The 24,334-nt window shown below is 62.6% G+C and carries 18 protein-coding genes; 9 read left to right on the top strand and 9 right to left on the bottom strand.

The features are described 5' to 3' along the window. Positions 1-203: 203 nt before the first annotated feature. Both ACK59Z_RS05905 and ACK59Z_RS05900 read right to left on the bottom strand, forming a co-directional pair. Positions 204-803 (bottom strand): FMN-dependent NADH-azoreductase, encoded by a 600-nt coding sequence (locus tag ACK59Z_RS05905; protein ID WP_003254608.1) that lies wholly within the window; start codon positions 801-803, stop codon positions 204-206. Between the two features lie 109 nt (positions 804-912). Next, positions 913-1,227, bottom strand: a complete 315-nt coding sequence (locus tag ACK59Z_RS05900; RefSeq protein ID WP_012051530.1) for a hypothetical protein — start codon at positions 1,225-1,227, stop codon at positions 913-915. Between the two features lie 48 nt (positions 1,228-1,275). Between ACK59Z_RS05900 and ACK59Z_RS05895 the strand changes: the two genes are divergently transcribed. The 4 genes from ACK59Z_RS05895 to ACK59Z_RS05880 all read left to right on the top strand — a co-directional run bounded on the left by ACK59Z_RS05895 (position 1,276) and on the right by ACK59Z_RS05880 (position 5,471). Beyond that, positions 1,276-2,199 carry a LysR family transcriptional regulator gene (locus ACK59Z_RS05895; RefSeq protein WP_003254610.1) on the top strand — a complete coding sequence of 308 codons (924 nt, stop codon included), beginning with the start codon at positions 1,276-1,278 and terminating at the stop codon, positions 2,197-2,199. Positions 2,200-2,212: 13 nt separating this feature from the next. Beyond that, complete coding sequence (locus tag ACK59Z_RS05890; RefSeq protein WP_108192205.1) at positions 2,213-3,025, top strand: alpha/beta fold hydrolase; 813 nt, start codon at positions 2,213-2,215, stop codon at positions 3,023-3,025. Further along, positions 3,019-3,576 (top strand): peptidylprolyl isomerase, encoded by a 558-nt coding sequence (locus tag ACK59Z_RS05885; RefSeq protein WP_070096456.1) that lies wholly within the window; start codon positions 3,019-3,021, stop codon positions 3,574-3,576. The genes ACK59Z_RS05890 and ACK59Z_RS05885 overlap by 7 nt, the downstream gene beginning before the upstream one ends. 62 nt (positions 3,577-3,638) lie before the next feature. Then, positions 3,639-5,471, top strand: a complete 1,833-nt coding sequence (locus ACK59Z_RS05880; RefSeq protein ID WP_003254613.1) for an ABC transporter ATP-binding protein — start codon at positions 3,639-3,641, stop codon at positions 5,469-5,471. Positions 5,472-5,508: 37 nt separating this feature from the next. Here ACK59Z_RS05880 and ACK59Z_RS05875 read toward each other — a convergent pair whose 3' ends face one another. Then, on the bottom strand, positions 5,509-6,636 hold the full coding sequence (locus ACK59Z_RS05875) for a GNAT family N-acetyltransferase (RefSeq protein WP_409292614.1): 1,128 nt from the start codon (positions 6,634-6,636) through the stop codon (positions 5,509-5,511). Between the two features lie 262 nt (positions 6,637-6,898). Here ACK59Z_RS05875 and ACK59Z_RS05870 point away from each other — a divergent pair, with 262 nt between their 5' ends. Further along, a complete protein-coding gene (locus ACK59Z_RS05870) occupies positions 6,899-8,143 on the top strand; it encodes a putative porin (RefSeq protein ID WP_003254615.1) in 1,245 nt (414 codons plus the stop codon). Between the two features lie 200 nt (positions 8,144-8,343). On the opposite strand, the gene ACK59Z_RS05865 is transcribed toward ACK59Z_RS05870, so the two are convergent. Next, positions 8,344-9,465 carry a beta-ketoacyl-ACP synthase III gene (locus tag ACK59Z_RS05865; RefSeq protein ID WP_003254616.1) on the bottom strand — a complete coding sequence of 374 codons (1,122 nt, stop codon included), beginning with the start codon at positions 9,463-9,465 and terminating at the stop codon, positions 8,344-8,346. Between the two features lie 174 nt (positions 9,466-9,639). Next, the gene (hrpA, locus tag ACK59Z_RS05860; RefSeq protein WP_409292612.1) at positions 9,640-13,545 is read right to left on the bottom strand and encodes an ATP-dependent RNA helicase HrpA; all 3,906 of its coding nucleotides are present in this window, start codon (positions 13,543-13,545) and stop codon (positions 9,640-9,642) included. Positions 13,546-14,116: 571 nt separating this feature from the next. On the opposite strand from hrpA, the gene ACK59Z_RS05855 reads away from it, so the two are divergent. Then, a complete protein-coding gene (locus ACK59Z_RS05855) occupies positions 14,117-15,481 on the top strand; it encodes a glutamine synthetase family protein (protein WP_108192220.1) in 1,365 nt (454 codons plus the stop codon). A 24-nt stretch (positions 15,482-15,505) separates the two neighbouring features. Further along, positions 15,506-16,813: an FAD-binding oxidoreductase gene (locus ACK59Z_RS05850; RefSeq protein WP_003254619.1), complete on the top strand. Its 1,308-nt coding sequence runs from the start codon at positions 15,506-15,508 to the stop codon at positions 16,811-16,813. 286 nt (positions 16,814-17,099) lie between these two features. Here the strand turns inward: ACK59Z_RS05850 and fadD1 are convergent, their stop codons facing one another. Beyond that, entirely contained in the window at positions 17,100-18,797 is a 1,698-nt protein-coding gene (gene fadD1, locus ACK59Z_RS05845; RefSeq protein WP_003254620.1) for a long-chain-fatty-acid--CoA ligase FadD1, read from the bottom strand. 319 nt (positions 18,798-19,116) lie between these two features. Next, entirely contained in the window at positions 19,117-20,805 is a 1,689-nt protein-coding gene (gene fadD2, locus ACK59Z_RS05840) for a long-chain-fatty-acid--CoA ligase FadD2 (RefSeq protein WP_409292610.1), read from the bottom strand. Between the two features lie 218 nt (positions 20,806-21,023). Between fadD2 and ACK59Z_RS05835 the strand changes: the two genes are divergently transcribed. Continuing rightward, positions 21,024-21,968: an alpha/beta hydrolase gene (locus tag ACK59Z_RS05835; RefSeq protein ID WP_019750688.1), complete on the top strand. Its 945-nt coding sequence runs from the start codon at positions 21,024-21,026 to the stop codon at positions 21,966-21,968. A 34-nt stretch (positions 21,969-22,002) separates the two neighbouring features. Next, positions 22,003-22,473 (top strand): MaoC family dehydratase, encoded by a 471-nt coding sequence (locus ACK59Z_RS05830; protein ID WP_014755701.1) that lies wholly within the window; start codon positions 22,003-22,005, stop codon positions 22,471-22,473. Positions 22,474-22,591: 118 nt separating this feature from the next. On the opposite strand, the gene ACK59Z_RS05825 is transcribed toward ACK59Z_RS05830, so the two are convergent. Next, complete coding sequence (locus ACK59Z_RS05825) at positions 22,592-23,830, bottom strand: RNA polymerase sigma factor (RefSeq protein ID WP_003254625.1); 1,239 nt, start codon at positions 23,828-23,830, stop codon at positions 22,592-22,594. Further along, positions 23,830-24,315, bottom strand: a complete 486-nt coding sequence (locus ACK59Z_RS05820) for an SRPBCC family protein (protein WP_108192201.1) — start codon at positions 24,313-24,315, stop codon at positions 23,830-23,832. Before ACK59Z_RS05820 ends, ACK59Z_RS05825 begins: the two co-directional genes overlap by 1 nt. Positions 24,316-24,334 lie beyond the last annotated feature (19 nt).

The raw sequence follows: 24,334 nt of genomic DNA, 5'->3' as shown, positions 1-24,334 counted from the left end.
GAATGTAGGGGCTGTACCGGCCTCTTCACGGCTCGCCTGCGCGCAGTTATCTGCAATGGCCTTTGTAGGAGCGGGTTTACCCGCGAAAAGGCCGGCACTGGCGACCTAAAAACCCCAGGCATAAAAAAAGCCCGGCCATACAAGCCGGGCAGGTACACCCAAAGGAGCAAAAACAGGTGTCAGGTTTGGGAATTCGTGAAGCCTCAGGCCACCGCCGCCAGCTTGGCCTTGGCCTGGTTGACGCCCTTCTCGTGGAACTCGCCGCTCATGTTCAGGCCTTCGGCATGGATGAAGTCGACATCGTGGATGCCGATGAAAGCCATGACCTGGCGCAGGTACGGTTCCTGATGGTCACTGCTGGCACCCGCATGGATGCCGCCGCGGGCAGTCAGGACGATGGCGCGCTTTCCGGTCAGCAGGCCTTGCGGGCCGGTCGGGGTGTATTTGAAGGTGATGCCGGCACGCAGCACATGGTCCAGCCAGGCTTTCAGGGTGCTGGGGATGGTGAAGTTGTACATGGGCGCAGCCATCACCAGCACGTCGGCAGCCAGCAATTCATCCGTCAGCTCGTTGGAACGGGCCAGGGCCTCCAGTTCGGCGGCGCTGCGCTGTTCTTCGGGTTTCATCCAGCCGCCCAGCAGGTTCGCGTCCAGGTGGGGTACCGGGCTTACTGCCAGGTCGCGCACAGTGATCTGATCGGCCGGGTGGGCAGCCTGCCATTGCTGGATGAAATCTTTGGTCAGCTGACGGGAAACGGAATCCTGCTGGCGGGCGCTGCTTTCGATGATCAGTACACGGGACATGGGATGCCTCCATCGGCAAAAAAGGGTGCGATTCGATGGAGGTGAGATTAAGGCTTGACCTATCGATAAAAAAGCGTAAAAAGTGGGTCCAATCTATCGATTAATCAGTTTATTCCGCACTGCAGTTCAAGGCGATCCGCAGTTTGATGATTTGCCGATTGAATTTGGCAGTGACATCGACGCTTTTACCTGCCGGTACGTTCACACGGCGCACCCGCGGTGCCTCCGGGCCATTGCGGAAGGTCACCTTGCATGCAGCCGGGACCTGCCCATAGTTGTTGAGGGTGATGGCGCCAATGTCATAGGCCGTGTCATAGGCGGTGTAGTCGAGCTTGACCCCGGTCAGCTCCTTCTCCACATCGATGGGATAGGCCATGGCCCCGAGGGGCAGGCACATCAGTATTGCCGCACAACATTTCTTCATGGGCCGCTCTCCTTGAAAGAGCGCAGCTTAGGACAACAGGAGCGAAAGATGAAAGCGCCGCGCGTAACCCTTGACCAGTGGCGAACCCTGCAAGCAGTGGTCGATCACGGCGGGTTTGCCCAGGCCGCCGAGGCCTTGCACCGCTCGCAGTCATCGGTCAGCTACACCGTGGCCCGCATGCAGGAGCAACTGGGCGTCCCGCTGTTGCGCATCGATGGCCGCAAGGCGGTGCTGACCGAGGCCGGCAATGTGCTGCTGCGCCGCTCGCGCCACCTGGTCAAGCAGGCCAGCCAGCTCGAAGACCTGGCCCACCACATGGAACAAGGCTGGGAAGCCGAGGTGCGCCTGGTGGTCGATGCCGCCTACCCCAGCGCCCGTCTGGTACGCGCGCTGGCTGCATTCATGCCACAAAGCCGCGGCTGCCGGGTACGCCTGCGTGAAGAAGTGCTGTCTGGCGTGGAGGAAGTGATGCACGAAGGCATCGCCGACCTGGCCATCAGCAGCTACAGCATCGGCGGCTACCTGGGCGCCGAATTGAGCGCAGTGGAGTTCATCGCCGTCGCCCACCCCGAGCACAGCCTGCACCGCCTGGGACGCGAACTGACCTTCCAGGACCTGGAAAGCCAGCTGCAGGTGGTGATCCGCGACTCCGGCCGCGCCCAACCGCGCGACGTCGGCTGGCTGGGCGCCGAGCAGCGCTGGACCGTCGGCAGCCTGGGCACCGCCGCCACCTTCGTCAGCAGCGGCCTGGGTTTTGCCTGGCTGCCCCGTCACATGATCGAGCGCGAACTGCGCGAAGGCGTGCTCAAGCCATTGCCGCTGGATCAGGGTGGCAGCCGCCACCCACTGTTCTACCTTTACTCGAGCAAAGAGAAGACCCTGGGCCCGGCCACGCAGATTCTCATCGACCTGCTGCGCAATTTCGACACCGCGCCACTGGACGTGCCCTTCGCAGCCCCCCCACAAGCCTGAGAGGACCGCGCCCATGGCCTATTTCGAACACGAAGGATGCACGCTGCATTACGAGGAATATGGCCAGGGCGAACCCCTGGTGTTGCTGCACGGCCTGGGCTCCAGCTGCCAGGACTGGGAGTTGCAGGTGCCGCTGCTCAGCCGCCACTACCGGGTGATACTCATGGACATCCGCGGCCACGGTCGCTCCGACAAACCCGCTGACGGTTACCAGATCGCCACCTTCAGTGCCGACCTGCTGGCCCTGCTCGAACACTTGCACACAGGCCCGGTGCACTTCGTCGGCTTGTCCATGGGCGGCATGGTCGGCTTCCAGTTTGCCGTCGACCACCCTCAATGGTTGCGCAGCCTGTGCATCGTCAACAGCGCCCCTGAGGTCAAGCGCCGCACCCGCAGTGACTGGGCGTGGTGGCTCAAGCGCTGGAGCCTGGCGCGCATCCTCAGTGTCGAAACCGTCGGCAAGGGGCTGGCCGAGCGGCTGTTCCCCAAACCACAACAAGCAGACCTGCGACAGAAGATGGCCCAGCGCTGGGCGCGCAACAACAAGCGCGCCTACCTGAAAAGCTTCGACGCCATCGTCGACTGGGGCGTTCAGGAACGCATCGGGCAGATTCACTGTCCTACCCTGGTGATCGCCGCCGACCACGATTACACGCCGATACAACTGAAACAGCGCTATGTCGCCCTCATACCCAACGCCAGGCTGGTCGTCGTCGACGATTCCCGGCACGCTACACCCCTCGATCAACCCGAGGTCTTCAACCAGACCCTGCTGCAGTTCCTCGCAGCCGCTTCCACCTCTCAAGGATCTTTGAGCCCATGCTGAAAAAACTCCTGCTCACCGCCTGCTCGGTCGCCTTTGCCACCAGTGTCATGGCGTCCGACAAGACCCCGCACGTCATGCTGGACACCAGCTTCGGCCAGGTCGAAATCGAGCTGAACGCCGAGAAGGCACCGCTCAGTACCAAGAACTTCCTGGAGTACGTCGACAGCGGCTTCTACAACAACACCATCTTCCACCGCGTGATCCCGGGGTTCATGGTCCAGGGCGGTGGGTTCACTGACCAGATGGTGCAAAAAGATACCAAGGCCCCGATCAAGAACGAGGCCAGCAACGGCCTGCAGAACACCCGCGGCACCCTGTCGATGGCGCGCACGTCCAACCCGAACTCGGCCACCAGCCAGTTCTTCATCAACGTCGCCGACAACGACTTCCTCAACCCAGGCCGCGATGCCGGTTATGCCGTATTCGGCAAGGTGACCAAAGGTATGGAAGTGGTCGATCAGATCGTCAACTCGCCGACCACCATCAAAAAAGGCATGCGCGACGTACCGGCCGATCCGGTCTATATCAAGTCCGCCAAACGTATCGACTGACCGCAGGCTTCACAAGGATGTGAAACCGCCTGAAGGTCGGACGAACAGGAGTGTTGTCGCCCATGCTGTACCGCCGTTTCGAAAGACTGATCGATATTTTCCGCGAGGCACCGAGCGAAGCCCCCCCGAGCACGGTGTGGCCGTTCTACCTGTATTACCTGCGCCAGGTGTGGCCCAGCTTCGTGGCCCTGCTGGTGGTCGGCCTGGTCGCCTCGCTGATCGAGGTGGCGATGTTCAGCTACCTCAGCCGGATCATCGACCTGGCCCAGGGTACGCCCAATGCCAACTTCTTCAGCGAGCACAGCGGCGAGCTGATCTGGATGCTGGTGGTGATTCTGCTGCTGCGGCCATTGTTCTTCGGCCTGCACGACCTGCTGGTGCACCAGACCATCAACCCCGGCATGACCAGCCTGATCCGCTGGCAAAACCATACCTATGTGCTCAAGCAGAGCCTGAACTTCTTTCAGAGCGACTTCGCCGGGCGTATTGCCCAGCGCATCATGCAGACCGGCAACTCGCTGCGCGATTCCGCCGTGCAGGCGGTGGACGCGCTATGGCATGTGCTGATCTACGCCATCACCTCGCTGGTGTTGTTCGCCGAGGCAGACTGGCGCCTGATGCTGCCGCTGCTGGCGTGGATCGTCAGCTACATTGCCGCGCTGTTCTACTTCGTGCCACGGGTCAAGGAGCGCTCGGTGGTGTCTTCGGACGCACGTTCCAAGCTGATGGGGCGTATCGTCGACGGCTACACCAACATCGCAACGCTGAAGCTGTTTGCCCATACCGACTACGAACAGCAGTATGCGCGTGAGGCAATCCGCGAGCAGACCGAGAAAACCCAGCTGGCCTCCCGGGTGATCACCAGCATGGACGTGGTCATCACCACCCTCAATGGCTTGCTGGTGGTCGCCACCACCGGCCTCGCCCTGTGGCTGTGGAGCCAATCGCTGATCACCGTGGGTGCCATCGCCCTGGCCACTGGCCTGGTGATCCGCATCGTCAACATGTCGGGTTGGATCATGTGGGTGGTCAACGGCATTTTCGAGAACATCGGCATGGTGCAGGACGGCCTGCAGACCATCGCCCAGCCAGTCACCGTCACCGACCTGCCCAATGCGCCGGCACTGAAGGTCAGCCGCGGCGCGGTGCGTTTCGATGAGGTCGACTTCCATTACGGCAAGGCCACCAATGTCATAGAAGGGCTCAACCTGGACATCCGCCCGGGCGAGAAAATCGGTTTGATCGGCCCGTCCGGGGCAGGCAAGTCGACCCTGGTCAACCTGCTGTTGCGCCTGTACGACGTGCAGGGTGGGCGCATCCTCATCGACGGCCAGGACATTGCCAAGGTGAGCCAGGCCAGCCTGCGTGCACAGATCGGCATGATCACCCAGGATACCTCGCTGCTGCACCGTTCGATCCGCGAAAACCTGCTGTACGGCCGGCCCGGTGCCAGCGATGCAGAACTGCACGAAGCTGTGCGCCGCGCGCGGGCTGACGAGTTCATCCCACAGCTTTCGGATGCCCAGGGCCGCACCGGTTTCGATGCCCATGTGGGCGAACGCGGGGTCAAGCTGTCGGGTGGCCAGCGTCAGCGTATCGCCATTGCACGGGTGCTGCTGAAGAACGCGCCGATCCTGATCATGGACGAGGCCACCTCGGCGCTGGATTCGGAAGTGGAAGCGGCGATCCAGGAAAGCCTGGAGACGCTGATGCAGGGCAAGACGGTAATCGCCATTGCCCACCGGCTTTCCACCATTGCCCGTATGGACCGGCTGGTGGTGCTGGACAAGGGGCGAATTGTCGAAAGTGGCAGCCACAGTGAGTTGCTGGAGCAGCAAGGGCTGTATGCCCGGTTGTGGCACCACCAGACCGGAGGTTTTGTCGGGGTCGATTGACACCCGCGAAAAGGCCGGCACAGGCAACACAGATCTCTCAGTCCCGGCGGTAGGGCAACATCCCCCGCGCCTCCTCGGCATACCCCTTGACCCCTTCCCGTTCCTGCAGCAGAAAATCCTCCACCGCCCGCCGCAACCCTGGGTGCAGCAGGTAATGCCACGACCGCGTCAACACCGGCTCGAACCCGCGTATCAATTTGTGCTCGCCCTGTGCCCCGGCATCGAAACGCTGGTAACCCTCGGCAATGGCAAAGTCCATGCCCTGGTAGAAACACGTCTCGAAATGCAGCCGGTCGAACTCATCCAGGCAGCCCCAGTAGCGGCCAAACAGGCTATAGCCCCCCACCAGGCTCAAGGCCATGGCCACATCTCGACCACCCTGGCGGGCCATCACCACGCGCACCGCCTCGGGCATGCGCTCGGCCAGCAGGCTGAAAAAATCGCGCGTCAGGTAGGGGGCACGACGGCGCACCGCATAGGTGTTGGCATAGCACAGAAAGACGAAATCCCACTGTGCCTCGTCCAGTTCATCACCGCGGTACCAGCGGAAGTCGATACCCTGCCCCGCCACCTGCTCGCGCTCCTTGCGCATCTGCTTGCGCTTGCGCGAGCTGAGGCTGTCGAGAAAGTCCTGGAAGTCGCGATACCCCCGGTTTTGCCAGTGAAACTGGCAACCCAGGCGTTCCATCCACCCAGGCAGGCCCGCCAACTGCGCGTCCAGCGCCGGGTCGGTGAAATTGATGTGCGCTCCGGAAAGCCCACCCTTGCCCAGATACTCCGGCAGGGCCTGCAGCATCAACAAACCGTCAGCCGGATCGGCCGCCAGCAGCCGTGGGCCGCTGACCGGACTGAACGGCACAGCGCCAAGCAGTTTTGGGTAGTAGGCGATACCGGCCCGCTCACACGCATCGGCCCAACCATGATCGAACACATACTCGCCAAACGAGTGCCACTTGCGGTACGCGGGCAACAGCGCCCGTACCTGTCCGTCACGCTCCAGCACCAGGTGCTCGGCGGCCCAGCCAGTGTTGCGCGCCACGCTGCCGCTGTCCTCCATTGCACTGAGAAAAGCATGGCGCAGGAAGGGTTGGCCGGCTGGCACAAGGGCATCCCAGGTGGCCGTCGGCAGATCACGCAGGTGGGCAAGGCTGTACAGGCTGGTCACGTTTTCGGCTCGCTGTCTGAAGACCGTCAGTATCCCCAAGGAAGGCCCGTCGCTCAAATGACGAACGCCGGGTGGGCCCTTTAATTCTCAATTACTTAACAACAGTGCCACTAATCAGACATTAATCTGTCATTGGCCCCCGCAATACTTGCGCCTGTTTTCCGGAACCCTAGAACCTGTCTATTCAGGCCCTTTCCGAAGACATGCCAACGCAGGGGCAGGCGCTTGAGCCTCCCCCATTTTTTTCAGTAGGGAGAACCTTATGCGTCTTGTTTCCACACTTACCGGAGTAAGCCTCACCGGCATGATGCTGGCCCTGAGTGCCCCGGCCAGTGCTGCTGTCGACGCCAAGCTGCTCGAAATGCTCCGCGCCAATGGCTCGATCAACCAGGCGCAGTACAACGAACTGCAGGGCGACCTGGCAAAAGAAACCAAGGAAAAGGCCGACCAGAAAGCTCAGTCCGAACGTATGAGCTCCTTTGAACAAAAAGTGGCATGGGCCGCCAAGACCCAGATCAAGGGTGACGTGCGCCTGCGTTACGAAGACGTCAACGTCGACGATCCGAACAGCAGCAGCGGCAACCAGGACCGCCAGCGCGTGCGTGCCCGTGTCGGCTTCTACAGCGAGATCAACCCGCAGGTTGACGCTGGGGTTCGTATCGCCACTGGCAGCAGCGCTGACCGACGTTCGACCAACCAGAGCTTCGACAACTACTTCGACAAGAAGTCGCTGTGGGTCGACCTGGCCTACCTCGACTGGCACCCGACTGCAGTCCCTAACCTGCACCTGATTGGCGGCAAGATGCAACAGCCTTGGGTGAGCATGGGCGACATCATCTGGGATAGCGACATCAACCCGGAAGGTGTGGCGGCCACTTACAAGGCTGACCTGGGCGGGGCCGAAGTGTTTGCCAGCGCCGGTCAGTACACCTTGAAGGACAACGTCGATGGTGACGGCGTCCAGTACAAGCACGATGCACAGGTCTACCACGGCCAGTTGGGCGCCAAGTTCGCGCCGGCCGACGTGCTCAAGCTCACCGTAGGTGCCAGCATCTATGGTTACGACAACGACAAGGAAGCAGCCATCCTGCAGTCGTTCGGCAACACCACCAACGAGTTCAATCTGGTGGAAGGCTTTGGCCAGATCGACTTCACTGGCTTGGCCATTCCGTTGTCGGCCTATGGCCAGTACGTGAAGAACACCGACAGCACCGACGGCGAAGATCAGGCCTGGCTGGCTGGCCTGAAAACCAAAATGGGTGCCTGGAGCCTGGACTACAACTACCGCGATGTGCAGCGTAACGCGGTGGTCAGCCTGTTCACCGATTCGGACTTCGGCAACGGCTACACCGGTTCGCGCGGTCATAAGTTCAAGGTCGGTTACGAAATCGACAAGAACTTCTCCCTGGGTGCTGCCTACCTGATGGCCAAGACCGACCTGTCGCAGCTGCCGAACAGCAATGCTGACGTCGACACCCTGCAGGTAGACCTGGAAGCCAAGTTCTAAGCAACACCCTGCTCTGCTTCACCTGAAGCGGGAAACGCCGACCCCATCCGGCGTTTCCCGCTTCTTTTTGCCTGTGTGAAGTGCGCCGGCCCCTTCGCGGGCTTGCACGCTCCCACAGAATCACCACAGACCTTGAGAACTGTGCTGTACCTGTGGGAGCGGGCAAGCCCGCGAAGAGGCCGTAACAGGCGCCTGATGAATCAGCGCTTGCGCAGAATCACGCTACCAATCGAATACCCCGCACCAAACGAGCTCAACACGCCCAACGAGCCTTTGGCCAGGTCATCCTGGTACAGGTGGAAGGCAATCACCGACCCCGCCGAGCTGGTATTGGCGTAACGGTCCAGAATCACCGGTGCCTCTTCCTCGGACACTTCACGCCCCACCAGTTTCTTGACGATCAGCTGGTTCATGCTGAGGTTGGCCTGGTGCAGCCAGAAGCGCTTCACGTCGCCCGGTTGCAGCCCATTCTCCTGCAGGTGTTCACCGATCAGCTCGGCCACCTTCGGGCACACCTCGCGGAACACCTTGCGGCCTTCCTGGATGAACAGCTTGTCCGCAGCGCCTTCACCCTCTTCCGCCGCACGGTTGAGGAAGCCGAAGTTGTTGCGGATGTTGTTGGAGAACTCGGTCCAGAGCTTGCTGCTGACGATGTCGAACTGGTGCGCCGAAGTGGCCTGGTCGGCACGCTCCAGCAACACGGCGGTGGCGGCATCGCCAAAAATGAAATGGCTGTCGCGGTCACGGAAGTTGAGGTGGCCGGTGCACACTTCGGGGTTGACCATCAGCACCGCCCGCGCCTGGCCCAGCGCTACGCTGTTGGCGGCGGTCTGGATACCGAAGGTGGCCGACGAGCAGGCCACGTTCATGTCGAAGGCAAAGCCCTGGACACCCAGTGCCTGTTGCACTTCGATGGCGATGGCCGGGTACGGGCGCTGCAAGTTGGAGCAGGCGACGATCACCCCGTCGACATCGGCCGCCGTTCGGCCTGCGCGCTCCAGGGCCTGGCGGGCAGCGGCCACGGCCATTTCACACAGCACCGACGGTTCATCGTTGCTGCGCTCGGGCAAGCGCGGCTTCATGCGCTGCGGGTCGAGGATACCGGCCTTGTCCATGACAAAGCGGCTCTTGATGCCCGAGGCCTTTTCGATAAACGCCGCGTCGGAGAGCGGCGCCGCCTCGACTTCACCGCGCTCGATGGCGGCAGCGTTGTCCTGGTTGAACTGCTGCGACCAGGCGTTGAAGGAAGCCACCAGCTCTTCGTTGGAAATGCTCTGGGCCGGGGTGTACAGGCCGGTGCCGCTGATCACGACGTTATGCACGGTCGTTCCTCTGGTCAAAGGCCACCGCCACAGGGCGCTGGCTGGAAACATGACAGGTTAATGGCACTTTAGTGCCAATTCAGGGGCCTACGTTTACCCCCGCAAGGCGGGCTCACCCGCCAAGGGCCGCAAAGCGGCCCCAAACGCCCCAAAGTTTGCCACAAATAATAGAGGTTAGCCTTCCACCTGACTCCATTGTTTGCTCAATCGCTTGTCAGAAATCGGCACCTTGGTCCCCAACTGCTGGGCAAACAGCGACACGCGATATTCTTCCAGCCACCAACGGTACACAGTCAGTTGCTCATCGCGCTTGCCTTCCTGGGCATGCTTGTCGGCACGGGCCTTGTACTGCGCCCACAAATTGGCCAGCTCGCCGCTCCACACCCGGTCCTTCTGTACTTGCGAGCCGAGTTTCTCGAGGCGCAACTCAACCGCCTTGAGGTAACGCGGCAACTCCTTGAACCACACCCCAGGCGTTTCGCGTACGAAGCCCGGGTACACCAGGTTGCCTAGCTGCTGCTTGATGTCGTTCAGCGCCACCGCTTGGCTCAGGTCGATCTTGCCCTTGAAGCGCTTCTGCAGCCCATGCCAAAGCTTCAGCACTTCCAGGGTCTGCCTTGCCAGGCGCTCGGCATGCTCGGCCCAGCTGCCGCGCTTGCGTTCAGCCAGCGCGGCCAAGGCCGCGCCATCACGTGGCAACGGTTGTTCGCCTTCCAGGATGCAACTGTCCAGGCTGGCCAGCAGAATGTCTTCGACCAGCGCCTCGACCCGCCCCATTTCACGGTACAGCAGGCCCAACTCGGTCAGCCCCGGCAGCTTGCCGCGCAGGAACTTGGCCGGCTCGGCCAGTTGCTGCAGCAACAGCCGTTGCAAGGCGCGGCGGTGCTGAAACTCGGCTTCGGCCTGGATCGAGAAACGCCCCTCACGCACAGTGCCGTTGTCTTCCACCAGCGCCGGATACACGGTCATCGACAGGCCGGCGATCTTCTGCTGGGCGGTCTGCTTCACTTCGCTGAAGGCCTTGGCCTGCACCGGCTGCTCACCCTTTGCGTCACGCGGCACGGCCAGGGCAGCCTGGCTGGCGGCAGCAAAGCGCGCGGTCAGTTCCGCCAGGTCGCGGCCTTCGCCAAGGAACTTGCCCTGGCCATCGACCACTTCGATGTTCATGCGCAGGTGGCCTTCGACCTGGTTGACCGACTCGTCCCAGGCCTCATCCGACACACGCGCACCGGTCATGCGCAGCAGCTCCTGGCCCAGGGCCTGCGGGAGCGCCCCTTGGCCGAAGGTCATGCGCGCCAGCGAAGCCTTGACGAAGTCAGGTACCGGGACAAAGTTCTTGCGCAGGGCCTTGGGCAGGTTGCGCACCAGCGCCACGCACTTGGCCTCCAGCAGGCCCGGCACCAGCCACTCCAGGCGCTCGCCCGGCAGGCTCGGCAACAGCGGCGCCGGCACCCGCACCGTCACACCATCGCGGGGGTGGCCGGGCTCGAAGTGGTAGCTCAGCGGCAGGCGCAAATCGCCCACCTGCATACTGTCGGGGTACTGTGCGGCGGTCACTTCGCTGGCCTCGCGGGCCAGCACGTCCTCCTCGCGCATGATCAGCAGGTTGGCGTCCTTCTGGCTGCCCATGCGGTACCAACTGTCGAAGGTCGCCGTCTGGTGGATTTCCGCCGGCAGGCGCGCTTCGTAGAAAGCGTACAGCGTTTCTTCGTCAGCCAGAATGTCACGCCGGCGAGCCTTGGCTTCCAGCTCGTCCAGCTCTTCAAGCAGGCGTTTGTTGGCCGCCAGGCACTTGGCCCGCGACTGGATTTCGCCACCCACCAGGCCTTCACGGATGAACAGCTCGCGCGAGGTCGCCGGGTCGATCGGGCCGTAGTGCACCGGCCGCCGGCCGACCAGGATCAGCCCGTAGAGCGTGATCTGCTCGTAGGCCACCACCTGCCCGCGCTTCTTCTCCCAGTGCGGCTCGAAATGGTTTTTCTTGATCAGGTGGCCGGCCAGCGGCTCGATCCAGTCCGGCTCGATCTTGGCCACCATGCGCGCATACAGCTTGGTGGTTTCGACCAGCTCGGCAGCCATGACCCACTGCGGGCGCTTGCGTCCCAGGCCCGACGATGGATGCACCCAGAAGCGCCGCTGGCGGGCGCCCTGGTAGTCGCCCTCTTCGGTCTTCTGGCCAATCTGGCTGAGCAGCCCGCTGAGGATTGCCTTGTGCATCTTCTGGTAATCAGTCGGTTCCTTGTTCACCGTCAGCTGCAGGTCACGGCAAATCAGCGCCAACTGACGATGAGCATCGCGCCACTCGCGCAGCCGCAAGTAGTTCAGGAACTGCTTGCGGCACCAGTTGCGCAGCGGGTTGGCAGTCAGCGCCTGGCGTTGTTCCTCGAAGCCGCGCCACAGGTTGACCAGCGCAGCGAAGTCCGAGTCCACGTCCTTCCACTGTGCGTGCGCCTGGTCGGCGGCCTGCTGGCGTTCTGGAGGGCGTTCACGCGGGTCCTGCACCGACAGCGCACTGGTGACAATCAGCACTTCCTGCAGGCTGCCCAGGCGCGCGCCTTCAAGCAGCATGCGGCCCAGCCGCGGGTCGATCGGCAAGCGCGCCAGCTGGCGGCCAATTGGCGTCAGCTGGTTCTCGCGGTTGACCGCCGAAAGCTCCTGCAACAGGTTGAAGCCGTCGCTGATGGCTTTGCCATCCGGCGGCTCGATGAACGGGAAAGCATCGATTGCGCCCAGGCGCAGGTGCAACATCTGCAGGATCACCGCCGCCAGGTTGGTGCGCAGAATCTCCGGGTCGGTAAACGCTGGCCGGCTGTTGAAGTCCTCTTCGCTGTAGAGACGCACGCAAATGCCCGGCTCGACCCGGCCGCACCGGCCTTTACGCTGGTTGGCACTGGCCTGTGACACCGCCTCGATCGGCAGGCGCTGGACCTTGGCGCGGTAGCTGTAGCGGCTGATGCGCGCGGTACCGGTGTCGATCACATAGCGGATGCCAGGCACGGTCAGCGAGGTTTCGGCGACGTTGGTGGCCAGCACCACGCGGCGCCCGGTGTGCGGTTGGAAGATACGCTGCTGCTCGGCCGGCGACAGGCGCGCGTACAGCGGCAAAATCTCGGTATGGCGCAGTTGCGCCTTGCGCAGGATCTCGGCGGCATCACGGATTTCCCGCTCGCCCGGCAGGAAGATCAGCACATCGCCCGGCCCCTTGCCCTCGCTACGCTCGTGCTGCGCCAGCTCGTCGAGGGTGGCAAGGATGGCCTGATCGACGGTGAGGTCATCCTCGATCTGGTTGCCCTCTTCGTCCTGTTCGCTGGTCAGCGGGCGGTACCAGGTGTCCACCGGGAAGGTGCGCCCGGACACCTCGATGATCGGCGCACCGTCGAAGTGCCTGGAGAAGCGCTCCAGGTCGATGGTGGCCGAGGTGATGATCAGCTTCAGGTCCGGTCGACGATGCAGCAACGTTTTCAGGTAGCCGAGCAGGAAGTCGATGTTCAGGCTGCGCTCGTGCGCTTCGTCGACGATGATCGTGTCGTAGCGTTCAAGGAAACGGTCGTGCTGGGTTTCGGCCAGGAGGATGCCGTCGGTCATCAGCTTGACCAAGGTATTGGAATCGCTCTGGTCTTCGAAACGCACCTGGTAGCCGACCAGCGCGCCCAAGGGCGTGCCCAGCTCTTCGGCGACTCGCGCGGCCACGCTACGCGCTGCGATCCTGCGTGGCTGGGTATGGGCGATCAACCCATGGCTGCCACGGCCAAGTTCCAGGCAGATTTTCGGCAACTGGGTCGTCTTGCCAGAGCCGGTCTCGCCGGCGATCACCAACACCTGGTTTTCGGCCAGGGCCTTCTTGATTTCGTCACGCTTGGCGGCGATGGGCAGGTTGTCGTCGTAGCGTACGGTCGGCACGCTCTGCTGACGCGCGGTGACCTGAGCGCAGGAGGCCTGGACCTTCTCCACCCACTGCGCCAGCTTCGCCTCGTCGGGGCGCTTGCGCAGTTCGTGCAGTTGCCGGCGCAGGCGATGGCGGTCGGCAATCATGGCGTGGTCGAGGTTTTGCAGCAGTTTGTCGATGGCGTGGTCAGTCATGGGGCTTTTTAGTGATGCAGGTGAGCCTGCTTTTTCATGATCGGCATTCGGAAAGTCGGGCGATTGTCGCAGATTTGCGGATTCTCTGCTGCTTGCACGCTCCCTGTGAGAGCGGCCTTGTGTCGCGATAGGGCTGCAAAGCGGCCCCAGCAACTTCTGAATGGTCGCTGATGGCCGGGGCCCGCTACTCGGCCCTTTCGCGACGCAAGGCCACTCCACATTGACCGTGATGCTTTCAACACGATTGTTTAGCCAAGTGCGATGTAAAGGTTGCCATTCACTGCTTTAATCAACCTTACGCCGCATGTGAGTATCAAAGGCATGACTCCCGCCCAGCCTATCGCCCCACCGTCGTCCCGCCCTTCGCTACCGAAGGCCCGGAGCCGTGCCGGGGAAAATCCGCTGGTCCACATCATCCTCGCCTTCTGGGCCTTGTGGCACTGCCGTCACGCGCGCCCACCGGACACCTCGCTCACGCCATTGTGACCAAACCCGGCCACCGTCTGGCCGTTTGACTCAACCGGGCCGCCTGCTTGTGCGGTGGCCCTGCGCGCCTATGAGCGAATTGATCATGCACTTTGCCCCTGTAGAGCAGGCTACCCGTTTTCTGGCCGACAACCCCGATATCGAGCTGTTCGAACTGTTCATCCTCGACGCCAACGGTGTGCCACGCGGCAAGCTGTTGCACCGCGAGGAACTGCTGGCCGTGTACCAGACAGGTCGGCCACTGCCCAGCACCATCCTTGGCCTGACCCTCAATGGCGACGACGTGGAAAACTCCGGCCTGGTGTGGGACGTAGGCGATATCGACTGCCGTGCCTACCCGCTTGACCGCAGCCTGGTGCGCCTGCCCTGGCGCCGGGTGCCCACCGCCGCAGTGCAGGTGAGCATGCACCCCAGCGAGGGGCTGCCGGCCAGCATCGCTGACCCACGCCATGTGCTGCTGCGCACCATTGAAGCGTTGAAGGCCGATGGTTATCACCCGGTGATGGCCTGCGAGCTGGAGTTCTACCTGCTCGACCAGCAGCGTGATGCCCAGGGCCGCCCACAACCGGCACTGGACAACGATGGCGGCCGCCCCCGCAGCACCCAGGTCTATGGCCTGCGCGAACTGGAGCAGATCGAACCGTTCCTCGCCGACCTGTACGCTGCCTGCAAGGCCCAAGGCATCCCGGCGCGCACGGCCATTTCCGAGTACGCCCCGGGCCAGGTGGAAATCACCCTGGAGCATGGCGATGCGCTGCAGGCGATGGACCAGGCGGTGCGCTACAAGCGCCTGGTAAAAGGTGTGGCCCATGCCCACGGCATGCAGGCCTGCTTCATGGCCAAGCCATTTGCCCAACTGGCCGGCACCGGCATGCACATGCACCTGAGCCTGGCCGACAGCGCCGGCAACAACCTGTTCGCCAGCGAAGACAAGGCCGGTACCCCGCTGCTGCGCCAGGCCGTGGCCGGCATGCTGCGGCACCTGCGCGACTCGCTGCTGCTGTTCTGCCCCAACGCCAACTCGTACCGACGTTTCCAGGCCAACAGCTATGCGCCCCTGGCGCCAACCTGGGGCGTGGACAACCGCACCGTGAGCCTGCGTGTGCCAGGAGGCCCTGCCAACAGTCGCCATGTGGAGCACCGCATCTGTGGCGCGGATGCCAACCCTTACCTGGCTGCAGCGGCGATCCTTGCTGCCAGCCACCAGGGCATCCGCGAACAGCTTGACCCAGGTGCCCCCGTTGAAGGCAACGGTTACGCTCAGGCCACCGAACACCTGCCCACCGACTGGCTGACCACCCTTGACGCCCTGCAACATTCCGAATGGGCCCGTGAAGCACTGGGCGAAGACTTCCTTGGCGTGTACCTGAAGGTCAAGCGCGCCGAGTACCGCCAGTTCATGGCTGAAGTCAGCGAACAGGACTGGCGCTGGTACCTGCACCAGGCCTGAGCCCCTACAAAACAAGGAACACCCATGAACGCAGCATTGAACAACGGCCCGGCGCAGCGCGCGCCGTCCTATTACAGCGCCACCCTCAACGACCACAGCGAGTACCCGCAACTCAAAGGCACGGTGCAGGTGGATGTGGCGATCATCGGCGGTGGCTTTACGGGCGTGGCCACGGCGGTTGAACTGGCCGAGCGCGGCCTGAAGGTCGCCATCGTCGAAACCAACCGTATCGGCTGGGGCGCCAGCGGTCGCAACGGCGGCCAGGTCACCGGCAGCCTGTCGGGCGACGAGGCCATGCGCTCGCAGATGCGCAACCACCTGGGCGCCGAAGTGGACGATTTCATCTGGCACTTGCGCTGGCGCGGGCACCAGGTGATCGAGCAGCGCGTGGCGCGCTATGGCATCGATTGCGACCTCAAGCGTGGCCACCTGCATGCAGCCATGAAGCCTTCGCACATGAACGAACTGCGTGCATTCGAGGCCGAAGCACAGCGCCGCGGCATGGGCGAGCAGGTGCAACTGCTCGACCGCGCTGCAGTGGCCGAGCATCTGCAAAGCCCGCTTTATCTGGGTGCGTTGAAGAACCTGCGCAACCTGCACCTGCACCCACTCAACCTGTGCCTGGGCGAAGCCCGCGCCGCGCATGGCCTGGGTGCACTGATATTCGAAAATTCCGAAGTGCTGGACATCGTCCATGGCCCGCGCCCGGCGGTGGTTACCGCCCACGGCCGGGTCGAGGCACGCCAGGTGATGTTGGCCGGCGATGTGTATCACAAGCTGGAAAAGCGCCAGCTCAAGGGCAAGATCTTCCCGGCCATGGGCGGTATCGTCACCACCGCGCCGCTGGGTGAGCTGGCCGAGCAGATCAACCCGCAGGACCTGGCGGTGTACGACTGCCGCTTCGTCCTCGACTACTACCGCCTGACGGCCGACAAGCGCCTGCTGTTCGGCGGCGGCGCCAACTACTCAGGCAAGGATTCACGCGACATCGAAGGCGAATTGCGCCCCTGCATCGAACGCACCTTCCCGGCATTGAAGGGGGTGCCGATCGAGTTCCAGTGGAGCTGCGCCATGGGCATCGTGGTCAACCGCATCCCGCAGCTGGGCAAGCTGTCGGACAACGTGTGGTACTGCCAGGGTTACTCGGGGCACGGCATTGCCACCAGCCACATCATGGGCGAGATCATGGCCGAAGCGTTGACCGGCACGCTGGAGAAGTTCGACACATTTGCCCAGTGCAAGCATGTGCGGGTGCCGATGGGGGACTTGCTGGGGAACCCGCTGCTGGCGGCGGGGATGTGGTATTACCAGATGCTCGAGAAGCTGCGCTGAGTTGCGCGGATGTAGGCGCGGGTTTACCCGCGAAAGGGCCGGCCCTGCTGACCCTTCTCCACCCGCCGTTCACCGTTGTCGCCACTACCGTATTCGCGGGTAAACCCGCTCCTACAGGGGCTCACAGTGTCTGAAGACGGCGCCGCATCTTATTGTGGGGCCTTGTGTCGCGAAAGGGGCGCAAAGCGCCCCCAGCCATTGTCGCATCGCCGCCGAAACCCCAGGGCCGCTTCGCGGCCCTTTCGCGACACCAGGCTGCTCCCACACTGAGCGTGCAGACTTATGGTCAGGCGATCTTCTTCAAGCCTTGCTTCTTGAGCTCTTCATCACGCAGTTCGCGGCGCAGGATCTTGCCCACGTTGGTGGTAGGCAGCGAATCGCGGAACTCGATGTGGCGCGGTACCTTGTAGCCGGTGACGTTGGCACGCATGTGCTCCATCACCTGCTCCTTGGTCACGGTCATGCCCGGCTTGACCACGATGAAGACCTTGATCACTTCACCCGACTTCTCGTCCGGCACACCGATGGCAGCGCACTGCAGCACGCCCGGCAAGGCCGCCAACACGTCTTCCAGCTCGTTGGGGTACACGTTGAAGCCCGAGACCAGGATCATGTCTTTCTTGCGGTCGACGATGCGCATGTAGCCGTCCGCCTGGATCACGGCGATGTCACCGGTCTTCAGCCAGCCTTCGCTGTCGAGAATCTCGGCCGTGGCGTCTTCACGCTGCCAGTAGCCCTTCATCACCTGCGGGCCCTTGACACACAGCTCGCCCACTTCACCAAGCGGCAGCTCATTGCCGGCGTCGTCGATGACCTTGCACAGGGTCGACGGCACCGGAATACCGATGGTGCCCACCTGGTTCGCTTCCGACGGGTTCACCGCCGCCACCGGGCTGGTTTCGGTCATGCCGTAGCCTTCGCAGATGGCGCAACCGGTAACGGCCTTCCAGCGCTCGGCCACGCTTAGCTGCAAGGCCATGCCGCCCGACAGGGTGATTTTCAGCGCCGAGAAATCCAGGGCTCGGAACGCCTCGTTATTGCACAAGGCGACGAACAGGGTGTTGAGGCCCACAAAGCCGCTGAACTTCCACTTGCCCAGTTCCTTGACCATTGCCGGCAAGTCTCGCGGGTTGCTGATCAGCACGTTGTGGTTGCCGATCAGCATCATCGCCATGCAATGGAAGGTAAACGCATAGATGTGGTAAAGCGGCAGCGGAGTGATGAGGATTTCGCAGCCTTCGTGCAGGTTGGCGCCCATCAGTGCCCGGCACTGCAGCATGTTGGCCACCAGGTTGCGATGGGTCAGCATGGCGCCTTTGGCCACGCCGGTGGTACCGCCGGTGTATTGCAGCACCGCCACGTCGTTGGCCTGCGGGTTGGCCTCGGTCACGGGCTGGCCCTTGCCCAGCGCCAGGGCGTCATTGAAACGCACGGCCTGCGGCAGGTTGTAGGCCGGCACCATCTTCTTCACGTACTTGATCACGCTGTTGATCAGCAGGCGCTTGAGTGGTGGCAGCAGGTCGGCCACTTCGGTGACGATAACGTGCCTGACCTGGGTTTTGGGCACCACTTTTTCGGCCAGGTGGGCCATGTTGGCCAGGCACACCAAGGCCTTGGCACCCGAGTCGTTGAACTGGTGTTCCATCTCCCGCGCGGTGTACAGCGGGTTGGTATTGACCACGATCAGCCCGGCACGCATGGCACCGAAGACCGCGACCGGGTATTGCAGGACATTGGGCAGTTGCACGGCAATGCGGTCACCCGGCTTGAGGTCGGTATGCTGCTGCAGCCAGGCGGCAAACGCCCCCGACAACGCATACAACTCGCCATAAGTGATAGTCTTGCCCAGGTTGCTAAAGGCCGGTTTGTCGGCAAAGCGTTGGCAGGATTGCTTGAGTACTGCCTGGATATTGGGGAATTCGTCAGGATTGATTTCCGCCGTAATCCCGGCTGGGTACTTATCCTTCCAAAAATTTTCGATCATGGAAGCCCACTCCTTCAGCAACAGCGAAGTTCGATTCACGCGTCGATGCGCTTATTATTGATATGAGATGACGGTTCGTTGCAAACCGGATCATCTGGAAGCGGGCCGAGAGTAACAGCTTTGTCTGGGGTCGCCTAGAGGCCAAAACAGGCCTTACGGTCACAAAAATGACTCAATGAACAATACAGGTCATTTTTAGAGTAATTATCCAAAATGTCGCAGATAAGGCTGTATATGGCCTGTTAGAGCGGTTTAAGTCATTCGCGGGTAAACCCGCTCCTACACTGGGCGGTGTAGGAGCGAAGACGCCATCCCCGTATCACGCTATATCGCGCAACTCCCGCCGCAAAATCTTGCCCACCGGCGTCATGGGCAACGATTCGCGCAGCACGATGTGCTTGGGTACTTTGTAGCCGGTGAAGTTGGCCTTGCAGTAGGCCTTCAGCTCATCAACGCTCAGCCCCCCCTCGCGCGGCACCACGAACAGCTTGACCGCCTCGCCGGAACGCTCGTCCGGCACGCCGATAGCCGCACAGTTGGCGACCTTGGGGTGCCCCATCACCACATCCTCGATTTCGTTGGGGTACACGTTGAAGCCCGAGACGATGATCATGTCCTTCTTGCGGTCGACGATGCGGGTGAAGCCGTCCGGGTCGATCACCGCGATATCACCGGTCTTGAACCAGCCTTCTGCATCCAGTGCCTGGGCCGTTGCCTCGGGCTGCTGCCAGTAGCCCTTCATGACCTGCGGGCCTTTGATGCAAAGCTCGCCCCGCTCGCCCAGCGGCAGTTCGTTGCCATCATCATCGATGACCTTGAACGCAGTACCCGCCACGGGGATGCCCACCGTACCCAGACGCGCCAGCTGGCCATAGGGGTTGGTGCTGGCCACCGGCGAGGTCTCTGTCAGGCCGTAGCCTTCAACGATGCGGCACCCGGTAAGGTCTTCCCAGCGCTCGGCGGTGGCCTTGACCAGCGCTGTGCCACCAGAGTTGGTGACCTTCAGCGCCGAGAAGTCCAGCTGACGGAAGCCCGGGTGGTCCATCAGTGCGACAAACAAGGTATTGAGGCCCAGCAAGGCAGAGAAACGCCACTTGCCCAGCTCCTTGATGAAGCCGGGAATATCCCGCGGGTTGGTAATCAGCACGTTATGGTTGCCGGTGACCATCATGCACATGCAATTCGCGGTGAAGGCATAGATGTGGTACAGCGGCAGCGGCGCAATCATCACTTCCTGGCCGTCCTTCAGCAGCTTCTGCCCATCGGGGCCGTGCTGCGAGAAGCAGGCCAGCACCTGCAGCATGTTGGCCACCAGGTTGCCATGGGTGAGCATGGCGCCCTTGGCCAGGCCGGTGGTGCCGCCGGTGTACTGCAGCACGGCGATGTCATCGAGGTTCAGTGACACCGGTTTGGGCGACAGCCTGCGGCCCTCGCGCAGCACCTGCTTGAACGGCACCGCCTGGGGCAACTGGTAGGCCGGCACCATCTTCTTCAACTTGTCGACCACGGTGTTGACCAGCCAGCCCTTGGCGGCCGGCAGCAGGTCGCCCATCTTTGCCTCGATCAGGTACTCGATACCGGTATCGGGCAGCACCTCCTGCACGCGCTTGCCGAACATGTTCAGGTACACCAGCGCACGCGCGCCACTGTCCTTGAACTGGTGGCGCATCTCGCGCTCGGTGTACAACGGGTTGGTATTGACCACGATCAGCCCGGCGCGCATGGCACCGAATACGGCGATGGGGTACTGCAGCACATTGGGCATCTGCACGGCAATGCGCTCACCCGGTTTGAGGTCGGTGTGCTGCTGCAACCAGGCAGCGAAGGCTGCCGAATGGCGCTCCAGTTCCGCGTAGCTGAGGGTCACGCCCAGGTTGCTGAACGCCGGGCGGTCGGCAAAACGCTTGCAGGAGCGCTCGAACACCTCGACCACCGAGGTGTAGGCATTGATGTCGATGGTGGAAGGCACGCCTGCCGGGCGCTTGTCATTCCAGAAATCGGCTTGCATTTATTATTGTTCCTCTGCCTGGACCTGCACTGCGTCCTTTAATCCTTTACCTGACCGCCTGCTGGCGAAAAGGCGTTGATTCGACGTTAGCAGGTAAACCCAAGGTGGCATATACGCCAAGTGCCGCCATTAACATTGTGAATCTTATTTGTGCCCCTCCTGCAATCCGGCCGGTTGTGCATACACTGTTCGGGTAATTGCGCGCACAAGGACCCGCCATGCCCCACGACGCCTTCTGGCTGCCCGCCAGTGAGCACTGCAGCCTGTACGTACACCAATGGCTGCCGGCCAAACCGGTAAAGGCCGTGGTGCTGCTGGCCCATGGCATGGCCGAGCATGCCGGGCGCTACCAGCGCCTGGGCCAGGCCCTGAGCGAGGCCGGCTTTGCCCTGTTCGCTGCCGATCAGCGTGGCCACGGGCGCACTGCCGAACTGGGCAACCTCGGCCTGTTCGCCCGCCATCATGGCTGGAATGCCGTGGTCAACGACTTGGGATGTGTGGCCCAGCATATCGGCCAGCAGTACCCGTGCACGCCGCTGTTCCTGTTCGGCCACAGCATGGGCAGCTATATCGCCCAGGCGTACCTGCTGCATCACAGTGGCAGCCTGCACGGGGCTATCCTCAGCGGCTCCAACTACCAACCGGCCGTGCTGTACCGCTTTGCGCGGCTGATTGCCCGGCTGGAATCCTGGCGCCAGGGGCCACTGGGCAAGAGTGCACTGATCGAATGGTTGTCCTTCGGTTCGTTCAACAGCGCCTTCAAGCCCAACCGCACAGCCTTCGACTGGCTCAGCCGCGACCCGGGCGAGGTCGATCAGTACGTGAACGACCCGTTGTGCGGCTTTCGCTGCACCAACCAGTTGTGGCTCGACCTGCTGCAAGGCTTGGCGCAGATCAGTCAGCCGGGTAACCTCGCGCAGATCGATCCCAACCTGCCGATGCTGGTGATTGGCGGTGAATGTGATCCGGTCAGTGCCGGCAAGCGTCTCACCCATCTGGCCGACGCCCTGCGCGCGACCGGCAACCGACATGTACAGCTGCGCGTCTACCCGGAGGCGCGGCATGAAGTACTCAACGAAATCAACCGTGGCGAGGTCATCGCCGATATTCTCTGCTGGCTTGAACAGGCGCTGGCCCTTGGCCGCCCTGCGCGCAGTGAATGATAGCCGCCCTCGCCCAACGCTTAAGGAAGCATCGATGTCCCAGGTCACCAACACGCCTTACGAAGCCCTCGAAGTCGGCCAGACGGCCGAGTACAAGAAGTCCGTTGAAGAACGCGACATCCAGCTGTTCGCTGCGATGTCCGGTGACCACAACCCGGTTCACCTGGATGCCGAATTCGCCGCCAAGAGCATGTTCCGCGAACGTATTGCCCATGGCATGTTCAGCGGCGCGCTGATCAGTGCTGCAGTGGCCTGCACACTGCCTGGCCCTGGCACCATCTACCTGGGCCAGCAGATGAGCTTCCAGAAGCCGGTGAAAATTGGCGACACCCTGACCGTGCGCCTGGAAATCCTCGAGAAGCTGCCCAAGTTCAAGGTGCGCATCGCCACCAACGTCTACAACCAGAACGACGAGCTGGTGGTCGCGGGTGAAGCCGAGATCCTGGCGCCGCGCAAGCAGCAGACCGTCGAGCTGGTGTCGCCGCCGAATTTTGTGGCGAGCTGAAGTGTGATGCAGCCAGCACCTACTTCAAGGCTGCTCTCCTGGGTAACCCGCTAATTCGTTGATTTAGCGGGCATCCTGTGGGATATGGGCTGGCCCGCAAAGAGCCGGCACCCCCACATCATTCGATAGCCTGCAAACGCCGCTCGATATGCCGCCGCTCAGGCGCCTGTCGGGTCAAGGCCAGCGCCTGCTGCCAGGCCGCTCGCGCCTCTTCTACCTGCCCCAGCTGGCAATGCAACTCGGCGCGCGCCGCATGTGCCAGGTGATAGTCCAGCAACTCCCCCCGCGCCAGAATCCCTTCGACTTCCCGCAAGCCAACCTCCGGCCCATCCCGCTTCGCCAGCGCCACCGCCCGGTTAAGCGCCACCACCGCTGATGGCCAATACCGCTGCAACACGTCATACAGGCCGACGATCTCTCCCCAGTCCGTCTCTTCAGCCGTCGCCGCTTCGGCATGCACGGCAGCAATCGCCGCCTGGACGGTATAGGCACCGAACGCACGGCTCTGCAGGGCCTGGCGCACCAGAGCACAGCCTTCGGCAATGAACTGCCGGTCCCACAAGCTGCGGTCCTGCTGCTCCAGAACCACCAAATCGCCTTGGCCATCGATGCGCGCCCGCTGCCGGGACGCCTGCAGCAGCATCAACGCCAGCAGGCCGACCGCCTCCGGGTCGGGCAGCAACTGCACCAGCAACCGCGCCAGGCGAATGGCTTCATCGCTCAGTTCCTGCTGCAGCAGTGTTTCGCCCGATGACGCCGAATAGCCCTCATTGAACACCAGGTAGATCACCCGCAACACGCTTTCCAGGCGCTCGGGCAGCTCATTGAGCTCGGGTACCTGGTACGGTATGCCCGCGTCACGGATCTTGGCCTTGGCACGCACGATCCGCTGGGCGATGGTTGTCGGGCTTTGCAGAAAGGCGCGGGCGATCTGCTCGGTGGTCAGGTCGCAGACTTCGCGAAGCGTCAATGGCACCTGAGCGTCGGCCGACAGGGCCGGATGGCAACAGGTGAAGATCAGCCGCAGGCGGTCATCCGCCAGCAGTTCTTCTTCACTGGGGTCCTGCGCCTGACCATCCAGCAGCATGCTCAAGTCCGCCTGGGAGCGGTCGAAGCGGACGCGCCGGCGCAGCGCGTCGATGGCCTTGAAGCGCCCGACAGAGACCAGCCACGCTCGCGGGTTGGCGGGGATACCGTCGCGTTGCCAGCGCTCGACGGCAATGAAGAAGGCGTCATGCATGGCCTCCTCGGCCAGGTCAAAATCACCCAGCAAGCGGATCAGTGTCGCCAGTATGCGCCGCGACTCCTGCCGGTACACGGCCTCGACTTCGGCGCTCACCTGGGCCAGTGCTGCCATCAGTCGGGCATCCGCTGGGTCACCACCTCCACCAGGCGGTCCAGGCTTTCTCCCCAGCCTTGGTGGAAGCCCATTTCTTCATGGGCCCGGCAGTCGCTGGCATTCCAGTGCCAGGCACGGGCGGTGTAGCGGGTTTTGCCCTGTTCCTCGTCAAAGCTGATCACGGCGGTCATGAAGGCCTTGTCCGACGGCACCCAACCGGGGCCGAAGGCATCGGTGAACACCAGCCGGCGTGGCGCGGCAATTTCCAGGAAAACGCCCTGGTTCGGGTACTCGCTGCCATCCGGCGCGCGCATCAAGGTGCGAAACAGGCCACCGGCCCACAACTGCATCTCACACTCCGGGGTGGTCATGCCGCGCGGCCCCCACCACTGCATCAGCCACTGGGGTTCGGTCCAGGCGCGAAATACCTTCGCCGGTGGGGCGTCGATCAGGCGGTTGATGGACAACTCGTGTTGCGCCTGGGCAATGGGGGCAAGGCTCATGCTAATTATTCTCCTTGGC

This window comes from Pseudomonas sp. KCJK9058, assembly GCF_046230975.1.
Lineage (GTDB): Bacteria > Pseudomonadota > Gammaproteobacteria > Pseudomonadales > Pseudomonadaceae > Aquipseudomonas > Aquipseudomonas alloputida.
The sequence above is the reverse complement of the archived record's forward strand: the minus strand, read 5'-3'. Positions and strand labels throughout refer to the sequence as shown.